This window comes from Variovorax sp. YR752, assembly GCF_943372545.1.
The window spans coordinates 43,489-56,249 of the sequence record NZ_CALRZC010000027.1 but is presented as its reverse complement, the minus strand read 5'-3'; the positions used below and the strand labels follow the sequence as shown (position 1 = coordinate 56,249).

Annotated in this window: 13 protein-coding genes; 10 read left to right on the top strand and 3 right to left on the bottom strand. The window is 69.0% G+C overall.

What is annotated here, in order from left to right:
• The first annotated feature begins 96 nt into the window (after positions 1-96).
• The 10 genes from paaC (at position 97) to AAG801_RS09260 (ending at position 11,134) form a co-directional block, all read left to right on the top strand.
• The gene (paaC, locus tag AAG801_RS09305; protein ID WP_101493128.1) at positions 97-876 is read left to right on the top strand and encodes a 1,2-phenylacetyl-CoA epoxidase subunit PaaC; all 780 of its coding nucleotides are present in this window, start codon (positions 97-99) and stop codon (positions 874-876) included.
• Entirely contained in the window at positions 873-1,403 is a 531-nt protein-coding gene (gene paaD / locus AAG801_RS09300) for a 1,2-phenylacetyl-CoA epoxidase subunit PaaD (RefSeq protein ID WP_341888143.1), read from the top strand. Before paaC ends, paaD begins: the two co-directional genes overlap by 4 nt.
• A 12-nt stretch (positions 1,404-1,415) precedes the next feature.
• A complete protein-coding gene (paaE, locus tag AAG801_RS09295; protein ID WP_341888142.1) occupies positions 1,416-2,510 on the top strand; it encodes a 1,2-phenylacetyl-CoA epoxidase subunit PaaE in 1,095 nt (364 codons plus the stop codon).
• A 52-nt stretch (positions 2,511-2,562) separates the two neighbouring features.
• Positions 2,563-3,708, top strand: a complete 1,146-nt coding sequence (locus AAG801_RS09290; protein WP_319359449.1) for an ABC transporter substrate-binding protein — start codon at positions 2,563-2,565, stop codon at positions 3,706-3,708.
• Positions 3,709-3,935: 227 nt separating this feature from the next.
• The gene (locus tag AAG801_RS09285; RefSeq protein WP_192195273.1) at positions 3,936-4,964 is read left to right on the top strand and encodes a branched-chain amino acid ABC transporter permease; all 1,029 of its coding nucleotides are present in this window, start codon (positions 3,936-3,938) and stop codon (positions 4,962-4,964) included.
• On the top strand, positions 4,961-6,859 hold the full coding sequence (locus AAG801_RS09280) for a branched-chain amino acid ABC transporter ATP-binding protein/permease (protein ID WP_341888141.1): 1,899 nt from the start codon (positions 4,961-4,963) through the stop codon (positions 6,857-6,859). Before AAG801_RS09285 ends, AAG801_RS09280 begins: the two co-directional genes overlap by 4 nt.
• Positions 6,856-7,587, top strand: coding sequence for an ABC transporter ATP-binding protein (locus tag AAG801_RS09275; RefSeq protein WP_099795392.1), 732 nt, complete (start codon positions 6,856-6,858; stop codon positions 7,585-7,587). The genes AAG801_RS09280 and AAG801_RS09275 overlap by 4 nt, the downstream gene beginning before the upstream one ends.
• A 147-nt stretch (positions 7,588-7,734) precedes the next feature.
• Entirely contained in the window at positions 7,735-9,786 is a 2,052-nt protein-coding gene (paaZ, locus tag AAG801_RS09270) for a phenylacetic acid degradation bifunctional protein PaaZ (protein WP_341888140.1), read from the top strand.
• Positions 9,786-10,544, top strand: coding sequence for a glucose 1-dehydrogenase (locus AAG801_RS09265; protein ID WP_341888139.1), 759 nt, complete (start codon positions 9,786-9,788; stop codon positions 10,542-10,544). The genes paaZ and AAG801_RS09265 overlap by 1 nt, the downstream gene beginning before the upstream one ends.
• 29 nt (positions 10,545-10,573) lie before the next feature.
• Positions 10,574-11,134, top strand: a complete 561-nt coding sequence (locus tag AAG801_RS09260; RefSeq protein ID WP_341888138.1) for an isoprenylcysteine carboxylmethyltransferase family protein — start codon at positions 10,574-10,576, stop codon at positions 11,132-11,134.
• Here AAG801_RS09260 and AAG801_RS09255 read toward each other — a convergent pair.
• The 3 genes from AAG801_RS09255 to AAG801_RS09245 all read right to left on the bottom strand — a co-directional run bounded on the left by AAG801_RS09255 (position 11,115) and on the right by AAG801_RS09245 (position 12,732).
• A complete protein-coding gene (locus AAG801_RS09255; protein WP_341888137.1) occupies positions 11,115-11,537 on the bottom strand; it encodes a hypothetical protein in 423 nt (140 codons plus the stop codon). The two genes, AAG801_RS09260 and AAG801_RS09255, sit on opposite strands and share 20 nt — an antisense overlap.
• A gap of 5 nt (positions 11,538-11,542) precedes the next feature.
• Positions 11,543-12,151 carry a flavin reductase family protein gene (locus AAG801_RS09250; protein ID WP_341888136.1) on the bottom strand — a complete coding sequence of 203 codons (609 nt, stop codon included), beginning with the start codon at positions 12,149-12,151 and terminating at the stop codon, positions 11,543-11,545.
• Positions 12,152-12,255: 104 nt separating this feature from the next.
• Complete coding sequence (locus AAG801_RS09245; RefSeq protein ID WP_101493116.1) at positions 12,256-12,732, bottom strand: hypothetical protein; 477 nt, start codon at positions 12,730-12,732, stop codon at positions 12,256-12,258.
• Positions 12,733-12,761: the final 29 nt, after the last annotated feature.

Below are 12,761 nucleotides of genomic sequence, written 5' to 3'. Positions count from 1 at the left end.
CCGCCGGCCGTCGCCACCGACAGGCTTTATCCACCGCCCATGCCCTCACCCCAGCCCTCTCCCCAAGGGGAGAGGGAGCAAGACAGAGCCACTGACATGCAAGCCTCGATCGAACTGAACCGCACGCCCGCCGTGCACTACCTGCTGCGCATCGGCGACACCTGCCTCGTGCTCGCGCAGCGCCTGGGCGAATGGTGCGGCCACGCACCGGTGCTCGAAGAAGACATCGCGATGGCCAACATCGCGCTCGACCTCGTCGGCCAGGCCCGCGCGGTGCTCACGCACGCCGGCAAGCTCGAAGGCGCTGACCGCGCGCACGACGAAGACCAGCTCGCCTACCTGCGCGACGAACGCGACTACTTCAACCTCACGCTGGTCGAGCTGCCGCGCGGCGACTTCGCTTTTGCCGTGCTGCGCAACACCATGGTCGCCACATTGCTCAAGCTGCTGTGGCAACGCCTGGCCGCGTCGAGCGACGCCGAAGTGGCCGCCATCGCCGGCAAGGCGCTGAAGGAAGCGCGCTACCACCAGCAGCACTCGGCCGACTGGGTCGTGCGCCTGGGCGACGGCACCGACGAATCGCGCCGCCGCACCGAGAAGGCGCTCAAGCAGCTGTGGCTCTACGTGCCCGAGCTGTTCGAAAGCGACGACGTCGACGCGCAAGCCAGCGCCAGCGGCCTCGGCCCCGCATGGAGCGAGCTGCGCGAGCCCTGGCTTGCCGACATGCAGCAGGTGCTCGACGCGGCCGGCCTCGCCATGCCGAAGGAAGCCGCCTTCCGCAGCACCGGCAAGCACGGCGTGCACAGCGAGCACATGGGCTACATCCTGGCCGAGATGCAGCACCTGCAGCGCAGCTTCCCCGGAGGCGTGTGGTGACCACGAACGTGTTGGCATCGCGTGTCGATGCGGCATGGGCCGTACTGCACACCGTGCCCGACCCCGAGGTGCCGGCCGTGTCGGTCTGTGACCTGGGCATCGTGCGCGAGGTGATCGAGCACGACGACGGCCTCGAGGTCGTGCTCACGCCGACCTACTCCGGCTGTCCCGCCACCGAAGCCATCGAGCACGATGTGCTGGCCGCCATCGAACAGGCCGGCCTGGGCCGCGCCCGCGCCACCTTGCGCCGCGCCCCCGCCTGGACCAGCGACTGGATCAGCGACGAAGGCCGCGACAAGCTCAAGGCCTACGGCATCGCGCCGCCCGCGCACCTCACGCCCGAGCAGGCCTCCACCACCGCCGTGCCGATCAAGCTCTTCGGCCGCATGGCCGGCGAGCGCATCGCCTGCCCGCGCTGCGCGAGCGAGCGCACCGAGCGGCTCTCGGCCTTCGGCTCGACCGCGTGCAAGGCCCTGTACCGCTGCATGGCCTGCCGCGAACCCTTCGAACATTTCAAGCCTATTTGAGGCACGCCCACGATGAGCACCCTCTTCCACCCCCTGCGCGTGAAGGCCATCGAGCCCGACACGCACGAGGCCGTCATCGTCTCGTTCGAGGTGCCGGCCGACCTGCAGCAAGTCTTCGGCTTCACGCAAGGCCAGTACCTCACGCTGCGCCATGACATCGACGGCCAGGACCTGCGCCGCTCCTATTCGATCTGCGCCGGCATCGACGACGGCGAGTTGCGCGTCGGCGTGCGCAAGGTGCGCGGCGGCGTGTTCTCCAACTGGATCAACGCGCACCTGCAACCCGGCGACAGCCTGCAGGTGATGGCGCCGCAAGGCCGCTTCTTCGTGCCCCTCGAGCCCGAGGCCGCGCGGCACCATGTGGGCATTGCGGGCGGCAGCGGCATCACGCCGATCCTGTCGATCATGAAGACCGTGCTGGCGCGCGAGCCGATGAGCCGCTTCACGCTGATCTACGGCAACCGCCAGCTGCAGTCCACGATGTTCAAGGAAGAGATCGAGGACCTGAAGAACCGCTACATGACGCGCCTCGTGCTGCAGCATGTGTTCTCCGACGAGCACACCGATTCGCCGCTGGGCTTCGGCGTGATGAACCGCGAAAAGATCGGCGAGTTCCTGGCCTCGGTGGTGCCCGCCGCGCAGATCGACCAGGTGTACGTGTGCGGCCCGTTCCAGATGAACGACGAGGCCGAGGCCGCGCTGCTCGCCGCGGGCGTGCCTGAAGACCGCATCCACATCGAGCGCTTCGGCGTTGCGCTGCCCTCGGCCACCTCGGCCGCCCAGGTCGGCGCGGTGGTGCACGAGGCGCAGCCGGGCGATGCCAAGCAGGCGCGCGTGACCATCGTGCGCGACGGCCTGCAGCGCGAAATCACCTACACCGAGGGCCAGCCCAGCATCCTCGATGCGGCGTCGGCGGCCGGGCTCGAAGTGCCGTTCTCGTGCACCTCGGGCGTGTGCGGCACCTGCCGCGCGAAGTGCGTGGACGGGGAAGTCCGCATGGAAAGAAACTTTGCGCTCGACAAGAATGAAGTGGCCGCGGGATTCGTGCTGACCTGCCAGGCCCACCCCCTGACCGAACGCGTCACGCTGTCTTTCGACGAGCGTTGAACGCAGCCTTTTCCCTCGGCCTTTCCCCTACCAACCCGGAGACAAACCAACCATGACATTCTTCAAGCCCCTGCTGATCGCCGCCCTGTGCGCCACGGCCCTCTCGGCCTGGGCCGACGTCAACGTCGGCGTGACCATCTCGGCCACCGGGCCGGCGGCGTCGCTCGGCATCCCCGAGAAGAACACCATCTCGCTGATGCCCAAGACCATCGGCGGGCAGAAGATCAACTACATCGTGCTGGACGATGCCTCCGACACCACGGCCGCCGTGAACAACACGCGCAAGCTGATCGCCGAGAACAAGGTCGACGTGATCCTGGGCTCGACCACCACGCCGGCCTCGCTCGCGATGATCGACGTGGCCAGCGAAGCGCAGACGCCGATGATCTCGGTGGCCGCTTCGGCCCGCATCATCGAGCCGATGGACGCCAAGAAGAAGTGGGTCTTCAAGACGCCGCAGAACGACATCATGATGTCGCTGGCCATCGCCGAGCACATGGCCGCCAACGGCGTGAAGACGGTCGGCTTCATCGGTTTCTCCGACGCGTACGGCGAAGGCTGGTCGCAGGAATTTGCCAAAGCCGCCGAGCTGAAGAAGATCAAGATCGTGGCCAACGAGCGCTATGCGCGCTCCGACACCTCGGTCACCGGCCAGGCGCTGAAGCTCATGTCCGCCAAGCCCGACGCGGTGCTGGTCGCCGGCTCCGGCACGCCGGCCGCGCTGCCGCAGAAGACGCTCAAGGAGCGCGGCTACACCGGCAAGATGTACCAGACGCACGGCGTGGCCAATGCCGACTTCCTGCGCGTGGGTGGCAAGGACGTCGACGGCACCTTCCTGCCGGCCGGCCCGGTGCTCGTGGCCGACCAGCTGCCCGCCAGCAACCCGGTGAAGAAGTCTGCGCTCGCCTACGTCGCCGCCTATGAAGCCGCCTACGGCAAGGGCACGGTCTCGACCTTCGGCGCGCACGCCTGGGACGCGGGCCTGTTGATGAGCTCGGCCGTGCCGGTCGCGCTGAAGAAGGCTCAGCCGGGCACGCCCGAGTTCCGCGCCGCCCTGCGCGATGCGCTCGAGCAGACCAAGGACGTGTCGGGCGCGCATGGCGTGTTCAACATGACCGAGAAGGACCACCTGGGCCTGGACCAGCGCGCGCGTGTGATGGTGAAGATCGAAAACGGCGCCTGGAAATACCAGCCCTGAGCGTTCTCTGACTTGCTCCCTCCCCCGCTGGGGGAGGGCCGGGGTGGGGGCACGACGGCTTTGAATGCCGCGCAGCCTTGAACGCAGTGGCTGCCCCCATCCCAACCTTCCCCCAGAGGGGGAAGGAGCAATGCAAACGCAGACGCAGACGGACAGCAGCGCGCGCGACCGACGCCGCCTGCCGCAGACACTGACTCGACACACGGGCCCCGCCCGAAGGTTTTCATATGGACTTGCAGATTGCCCTGTTGCTCGGGCAGGACGGCATCGTGAACGGCGCGGTCTACGGACTGATGGCGCTCGCGCTGGTGCTGGTGTTTTCGGTCACGCGCGTGATCTTCATTCCGCAGGGCGAGTTCGTCGCCTTCGGTGCGCTGTCGATGGCGGCGCTGCAGGGCGGGCGCACGCCGGCCACGCTGTGGCTGCTGGTGGCGCTGGGCGCCATGGCGCTCGTCGTGGAGCTGTGGCGCTGGAAGCGCGGCGCAACGATCGACTGGCGCTCGGCCTTCACGTGGTGTGTCGCCTTCCCGGCCGTTGCCGCGGTGCTGGTGCTGGGCCTCAAGCCCACGTCGATGACGATGCAGGCCATCACCACGCTGGTGCTGATCGCGCCGCTGGGGCCGCTGCTCTATCGCCTGGCGTACCGTCCGCTGGCCGACGCCACGGTGCTGATGCTGCTGATCGTCTCGGTCGCGCTGCACGGCGTGCTGGTCGGCCTGGGCCTGTTCTTCTTCGGTGCCGAGGGCTCGCGCACCACGCCGTTCTCCGACGTGCGCTTCGACATCGGCGGCATCCCCGTGAGCGGCCAGTCGATCGTGGTGGTCGGCGTCACGCTGCTGCTGGTGATTGCGATGTTCTGGTTCTTCGGCCGCTCCATGGTCGGCAAGGCGCTGCGCGCCACCGCCATCAACCGCGTGGGCGCACGGCTCTCGGGCATTCCCACCGAGCTGTCGGGCGACCTGAGCTTTGCGCTCGCGGCGCTCATCGGCGCGGTGTCGGGCCTGCTGATCGCACCGATCACCACGGTCTACTACGACACCGGTTTTCTCATCGGCCTGAAGGGCTTCGTGGCCGCCATCGTCGGCGGGCTCGCGAGCTACCCGCTGGCGCTCGCGGGCGCGCTGCTGGTCGGCCTGCTGGAAGCCTTTTCTTCGTTCTGGGCCAGTGCCTACAAGGAAGTGCTGGTGTTCACGTTGATCATCCCGGTGCTGTGGTGGCGTTCGCTGCGCAGCCACCACGTGGAGGACGAGGAATGAGCGCGTCGCCCACCACCTCTTCCACCACGGCCCACGCGGGCCGTCCGCTGGTCACGCCGCGCACGCTCACGCTGGCGTGCATCGTCGCGCTCGCGCTGGCCTGGGGCTGGCTGCCCGACTTCACGGTCGCGGTGCTCAGCAACATCGGCCTGTACGCGCTGGTGGCCGCCGGGCTGGTCATGCTGACCGGCGTCGGCGGCATGACCTCCTTCGGCCAGGCCGCGTTCGTCGGCATGGGCGCCTATGCCACCGCGTGGATCTGCACCTCGCCCACGGCCGCGGGCTGGCTCGGTGGCATGGCCGGGTCGGCGCTGGTGCCGTGGCTCGGCCTGCTGCTCGGGCTGGTGCTGACCTTTGCGCTGGCCTGGGCGCTCGGCGCGGTCACGCTCAAGCTGTCGGGCCACTACCTGCCGCTGTGCACCATCGCCTGGGGCCTGAGCCTGTACTTCCTGCTCGGCAACATGGAGTTCCTGGGCGGCCAGACCGGCATCACGGGCGTGCCGCCGCTGGTGGTCGCGGGCATCTCGCTGGCCTCGCCGCGCGCACTCGGCGTGGTGATCTGGGCCGTGCTGCTGCTGGCGCTGTGGGCGCTGCACAACCTGCTCGACTCGCGCGAAGGCCGCGCCATCCGCGCGCTCAAGGGCGGCCGGCTCATGGCCGAGTCGATGGGCGTCGACACGGCGCGCCACCGCATCAAGCTGTTCGTGCTGGCCGCACTGCTGGCGGCCGTGTCGGGCTGGCTCTACGCGCACATGCAGCGCTTCGTGAACCCCACGCCCTTCAACCTCAACATCGGCATCGAGATGCTGTTCATGGCGGTGGTCGGCGGCGCGGGCCACCTGTGGGGCGCGGTGCTCGGCGCCACGCTGATCACGCTGCTCAAAGAGAAGCTGCAGGACATCCTGCCTGCGCTGCTGAGCACCAGCGGCAACTTCGAGGTGGTGGTGTTCGGCCTGCTGATGCTGTTCGTGCTGCAGCGCTTTGCCGACGGCCTGTGGCCCACGCTGGCGCGGCTGGTGAGCCGCTGGGTGCGGCCGGTGGCCAAGGCGCCCGCAGCCGGTACATCGACGGCCCCGGCGGCGCAGCTTGCACAACGCGTGCTGCCGGCGGCGGGCACGATGCTGCTGCAGGCCGACGCGGTCAGCAAGCGCTTCGGCGGCCTCATCGCCAACAACGACATCTCGATGACGCTGAAGGCCGGCGAGATCCATGCGCTGATCGGCCCGAACGGCGCGGGCAAGAGCACCTTCTTCAACATGATCTCGGGCGTGGACGACCCCAGCTCGGGCCAGGTTCGGCTCGAAGGCGATGCCATGTCGGGCCGCCCCTCGCGCGCCTTCGCGGCACGCGGCCTGGGCCGCACCTTCCAGCACGTGCGCCTGCTGGGCCAGCGCAGCGTGGTCGAGAACGTGGCGCTCGGTGCGCACCTGCGCGCCAGGCGCGGCTGGCTCGCCGCGATGCTGCGGCTGGACCGCGCCGAAGAAGCCGCGCTGATGGCCGAAGCGCGCAAGCAGATCGAGCGCTGCGGCCTCGGCGCGCACGCCGACACGCCGGCCGCGTCGCTCTCGCTCGGGCAGCAGCGCGTGGTCGAGATCGCACGCGCGCTCGCCGGCCAGCCCTCGGTGCTGCTGCTCGACGAACCCGCCGCCGGCCTGCGCCATCTTGAAAAGCGCGCGCTCTCCGAGCTGCTGGGCCAGTTGCGCGCTGAAGGCCTGGGCATCCTCGTGGTGGAGCACGACATGGAGTTCGTGATGAATCTCGCCGACCGCATCACGGTGCTCGAGTTCGGCACCGTGATCGCCACCGGCACGCCGGCCGAAGTGCAGGCCAACCCGCGCGTGCTCGAGGCCTACCTGGGCGGCGCCGACGATGAACTGCTGGAAGACGCCCGATGAGCCATCCCATTCTTCAACTGGAAGACTTTTGCGTCGCCTACCGCACCGTCGAGGCGGTGCACAGCGTGCGCCTGCACGTGAACGAAGGCGAGATCGTCACTGTGATCGGCCCCAACGGCGCCGGCAAGACCACGCTGCTGTGCGCGGCCATGGGCCTGCTGGTGTCGAGCGGCAAGCTGTCGCTCGACGGCGAGCGCATCGCGCGCCCCGGCGTCGAGACCATGGTGGCGCGCGGCGTGGCACTGGTGCCCGAACGGCGCGAGCTGTTCGGCGAGATGTCGGTCGAAGACAACTTGCTGCTCGGCGGCTTCTACCAGTGGCGCAAGGGCAAGCGCGACCAGCGCGCGCGCATGGACGAGATCTTCGAGATCTTTCCGCGCCTGAAGGAGCGCCGTCCGCAGATGGCCTCCACGCTCTCGGGCGGCGAGCGCCAGATGCTGGCCATCGGTCGCGCGCTCATGGCGCGCCCGCGCCTGCTGATGCTCGACGAGCCCTCGCTCGGCCTCGCCCCGCTGGTGGTGCGCGAGGTGCTGCGCGTGGTGTCGCAGCTGCGCAAGCACGGCGTCTCGGTGCTGCTGGTGGAACAGAACGCCCGCGCCGCGCTGCAGGTGGCCGACCGCGCCTACGTGCTCGAGATGGGCGCGGTGGCGCTCGAAGGCAATGCCGGCGATTTGCTGCACGACCAGCGAATCATCGATACCTACCTGGGCATCGGGAACAAGAAATGACCCTGTTTTTCTCCCTCCCCTTCCGGGGGAGGGTCGGGGTGGGGGCAAGCGGCGTTTGATAGCGCACTGCGCCGAACGAAAGCCGCTTGCCCCCATCCCAACCTTCCCCCAGCGGGGGAAGGAGCAACACCTCGAAAGGACATCCGCATGACCACCCTTCAAAGCTACATCGCCGGCCGCTGGATCGGCCAGGAAGCCGCGCAATCGCTGCGCAGCGCCGTCAACGGCCAGACCGTGGCGAGCACGCACGCCGAGGCCATCGACTTCGCCGAGGCGCTGGCGCACGCGCGCCGCGTCGGCATCCCCGCGCTCATGACGCTCGACTTCCAGCAGCGCGCCGAGCGACTGAAGGCGCTGGCCAAGTACATCGCCGCGAACAAGGAAGCGCTGTATGCCGTGTCGGCCCACACCGGCGCCACGCGCGCCGACGGCTGGATCGACATCGAGGGCGGCGCCGGCACGCTGAGCGCCTACGCCAGCATCGGCACCAACGAGCTGCCCTCGGGCAACCTCGTGCACGAAGGCCCGGCCTTCCCGCTCGGCAAGAAGGGCGGCTTCGCGGGCACGCACATCCTGGTGCCGCGCGGCGGCGTGGCGGTGCACATCAACGCCTTCAATTTCCCGGTGTGGGGCCTGCTCGAAAAGTTCGCGCCCAGCTTCCTCGCGGGCATGCCCTGCATCGGCAAGCCGGCCACGGCCACCAGCTACCTCACCGAAGCGCTGATGAAGCTCATCGTGCAGTCGGGCATCCTGCCCGAGGGCAGCCTGCAACTCGTGATCGGCAGCACGGGCGACCTGCTCGACCGCCTCGAAGGCCCCGACGTGGTCACCTTCACCGGCTCGGCCGACACCGCCGCCAAGCTGCGCGTGAACGCGAACCTGGTGCGCCAGTCGATTCCCTTCAATGCCGAGGCCGACTCGCTCAACTGCGCGATCCTCGCGCCCGACGTGACGCCCGACGACGAGGAGTTCGATCTCTTCGTGAAGGAAGTGGCGCGCGAGATGACCACCAAAGCCGGCCAGAAGTGCACGGCCATCCGCCGCGCGATCGTGCCGCGCCAGCACCTCGATGCCGTGGCCGAAAAGCTGCGCGCCCGCCTGGCCAAGACCGTCATCGGCGACCCGTCGCGCGAAGACGTGCGCATGGGCGCCCTCGCCTCGCGCGACCAGCAGGCCGACGTGGCCGAGCGCGTCGCCACGCTGCTGCAGGGCGCAGAGCTGGTGTACGGCGAACGCGACGGCTTCTCGCCCGTGGGCGAGGGCGTGAGCGAAGGCGCGTTCTTCGCGCCCACGCTGCTCCTGAGCCGCAAGCCGCTCGAACACGATGCCGCGCACGACGTCGAGGCCTTCGGCCCCGTCAGCACGCTCATGCCTTACGACGGCATCGACGAAGCGCTGGCGCTGGCCGCGCGCGGCAAGGGCAGCCTCGTGGGCACGCTCGTCACGCGCGACCCGGCCATCGCGGCCAAGGCCATTCCGGTGGCTGCCGCCTGGCACGGCCGCCTGCTGGTGCTCGACCGCGAGGCCGCCGCCGAATCGACCGGCCACGGCTCGCCGCTGCCAGTGCTCAAGCACGGCGGCCCGGGCCGCGCGGGCGGCGGCGAAGAGCTCGGCGGCCTGCGCGCCGTGAAGCACTACCTGCAGCGCGCCGCCCTGCAGGGCTCGCCCACCATGCTGGCGGCCGTGACCGGCGAACACGTGCGCGGCGCCGCGCTGCGCGAGAGCGAGGTGCATCCCTTCCGTCGCTACTTTGAAGAACTGCGCATCGGCGACTCGCTGCTCACGCACCGCCGCACCGTGGGCGAAGCCGACATCGTCGCCTTCGGCGGCATCTCGGGTGACTACTTCTACATGCACTTCGACGAAGAAGCCGCCAAGGCCTCGCCCTTCGGCAAGCGCATCGCGCACGGCTACTTCGTGCTGTCGGCGGCCGCGGGCCTGTTCGTCTCGCCCTCGCCCGGCCCGGTGCTGGCCAACTACGGCCTGGACACGCTGCGCTTCGTCAAGCCCGTGGGCATCGGCGACACCATCCAGGCGCGCCTGACCTGCAAGCGCAAGATCGACCGCAACAAGAAGGACGCGAGCGGCCAGGGCCAGGGCGTGGTGGCCTGGGACGTGGAGGTGACCAACCAGCTCGGCGAACTGGTCGCGAGCTACGATATCCTGACCCTCGTCTCCAAGAAAGCAGAAACCACCTGATGTTCGATCTCACAGGAAAAGTCGCGCTCGTCACCGGCGGCAACGGCGGCATCGGCCTCGGCATGGCCCAGGGCCTGGCCAAGGCCGGCGCCCGCGTCATCGTCGCGGCGCGCAATGCACAGAAGTCGGCCGCCGCGGTCGAATCGCTGAAGGCACTGGGCAGCGACAGCTTCGCGCTCGCACTCGACGTGACCGACGAAGCCTCGGTGCAGAAAGTGTTCGATGAGGTCGTCGCGCGCTGCGGCCGGCTCGACATCCTCATCAACAACGCCGGCACCACGGTGCGCAAGCCCGTCGACCAGCTCGCGCTGGCCGAGTGGCACCAGGTGATGGACACCAACCTCACCAGCGCCTTCCTGTGCAGCCGCGCCGCGCACCCGCACCTGAAGGCCGCGGGCGGCGGCAAGATCATCAACATCGGCTCGATGATGTCGATCTTCGGCGCGCCCTACGCCCCGGCCTACGCCGCAAGCAAGGCCGGCATCGTGCAGCTCACCAAGTCGACCGCGCTCTCGTGGGCGGCCGACCAGATCCAGGTCAACGCCATCCTTCCGGGCTGGTTCGAGACCGAGCTGACCGACGGCGCACGCAACCAGATTCCGGGCCTGTACGAGCGCGTGAAGACCCGCGCCGCCGCCGGCCGCTGGGGCCAGCCCTCGGACATCGCGGGCACCGCCGTGTTCCTGGCCAGCGCCGCATCCGACTACGTGACCGGCACCGCCATTCCCGTCGACGGCGGGTTTTCGATCTCCGGCTGAGCCACGCGGGCCGTGTAAATTCGGCCGCCATGCTCCTCTGGTTTCAGCTCTTTCTTTTCGTCGCCGGCACGGCCGCGCTGCTGTACGTGTCGCGCGGCCCGCTCAGCCAGCCCGGCTCCCACGGCTTCTTCCGCTTCTTCGCGTGGGAATGCATGCTGGTGCTGATCGTGCTGAACCTGCCGGTGTGGCATGTCGATCCGCTCTCGGCCACGCAACTGATTTCTTGCGTGCTGCTGGCGCTGTCGATCTGGCTGCCCATCCACGCGGTGCGGATGCTCAAGGCGCACGGCAAACCGAGCGAGGCGCGCAGCGACGACCCGGCGCTGTACGGTTTTGAAAAGACCTCGGCGCTGGTGACCACCGGCGCCTTCCGCTACATCCGCCACCCGATGTACACGGCGCTGATGCTGCTGGCCTGGGGCGCGTTCCTCAAGCAGTTCACCTGGCTCACGCTGGCGCTGGTGCTGGCGGCCACGCTGTTCCTGTTCCTGACGGCGCTGCGCGACGAAAAGGAATGCCTCGCGCATTTCGGCGACGCCTACCGCGAGTACATGCGCGGCACGCGGCGCTTCATTCCTTTCCTGCTGTAGCGCCGGATTTTTCGTCGGGTGCACCGCCTTCTGTGCGCGCACCCCACCAAGCCGCGAGGACCAGCCCGCCCTTGCGCACCAGCAGCACCGCCATGACCACGAGCACAGCCCGCGAGGCCACGTACCCCCCGATGCCGAGCACCGTGGACGGCAGCGGCTTCGACGCCCAGAAGATGACCCAGGTCGCCAGGCCGGCCATCGCCAGCCCGCCGACGATCAGCATCACGCCACCCACCATCCACGTGAGGATCGCAAGCCGCGCGGCCAGGCCGGTCAGGCGGTCGGCACCGGGCCAGTCGCGCCAGGTCCACAGCGCCGCCAGGCCCAGCGACCCCATCATGGCCACCAGCAGCCCCATGAGGCTGTAGGCGACGACGGTGATGACCTGGCTCAGCTCCGGCATGCAGGCTACGGTGTCACGCGCGGCAGCGCCTTCGCATCGACCGCCTCGCCATCGACGATGAAGTGCCCGCCCGCCACGTGGTGCAGCGTGCGCAAGTCGTCATGCCCCTCGAAATGCCAGCGCCCTTCGGAGAACACGCGCGCGTCGGCCTGCGCCGCGATCACCTCGCCGAGGAACAGGTCGTAGCGTTGCTGGATCGGCGGCTCGGGCAGCAGCCGGCATTCGAGCCAGGCCGCGCAGCCTTCGAGCAGCGGCGCGCCGGTGGCCTCGCCCGCGAAGGTCGAAAGGCCGTAGGCGGCGAACTTGTCGCTGCCGTCACGCTCAGCGATCTCGCGGCCCGAGCTGTTGCCCAGTGCGTCGGTCAGGTCGAGCTGCGCGCGCGTGGGCACCTGCAGCGCGAAGGTGCCCGCGCCTTCGAGTAGCACGCGCGTCCAGGTGCTCTTGTCGAGCACGACCGCCACCTTGGGCGGATCGAAATCCAGCGGCATCGCCCAGGCCGCAGCCATGATGTTGCGCCGGCCATCGTGCGCGGCGCTCACGAGGACGGTGGGTCCGTGGTTCAAAAGACGGTAGGCCTTGTTCAACGGAACCGGCCGGCGGTGAGAGGCGTTCATGCGCGTTAGGCCCGCGAAGGCGAGCCCGGAGGATGGAGGCCTGCCAGCCTACCAGCAGGCGCCGCGCCCTGCCCTGCGGAGGGGCTCCGGCGCGGCGTGGCTCGTCAGGCCGCGTAGGCGTCGCACAGGGCGAGGTACTCGTCGCCCGAAATTTCCAGCGCCGTCGCGCGGCGCAGCACGCGGGCCTTCGGCTTGGGCAGATCGGTCTTGATCTGGATCTGCTTGCCGATGGGAATGCCCATGTAGTCCTGGTTGACCCAGGTGTTCTCGACGATGTTGCCCCACGGCAGCAGCAGGCCGTTTTCGAAGGTCAGGCCCTGGCGGCCGATGACGAATGCAGGCGTGGCGATGTTGGCCAGCGTGCGGATGCACTTCACGGCCAGCCATGCGGCCAGCAGGCCGAAGCCCGCCGCAATGAGGATGCCGATGTTCTTGTCCTGCGCGCGGATGCACAGCACGGCCAGCACGACCGTCACCACCACCCAGAGCGTGGCACCGGCGATCAGCCGTGTGCGGGAGTAGAAGACGGGGCGGTCCTGGCGGGTTTTTTCCTGTTGGTTGGCGGAGCTGTAGATTTCCATTTTTTTGAGTCGCGGTATCGCTGTACTTT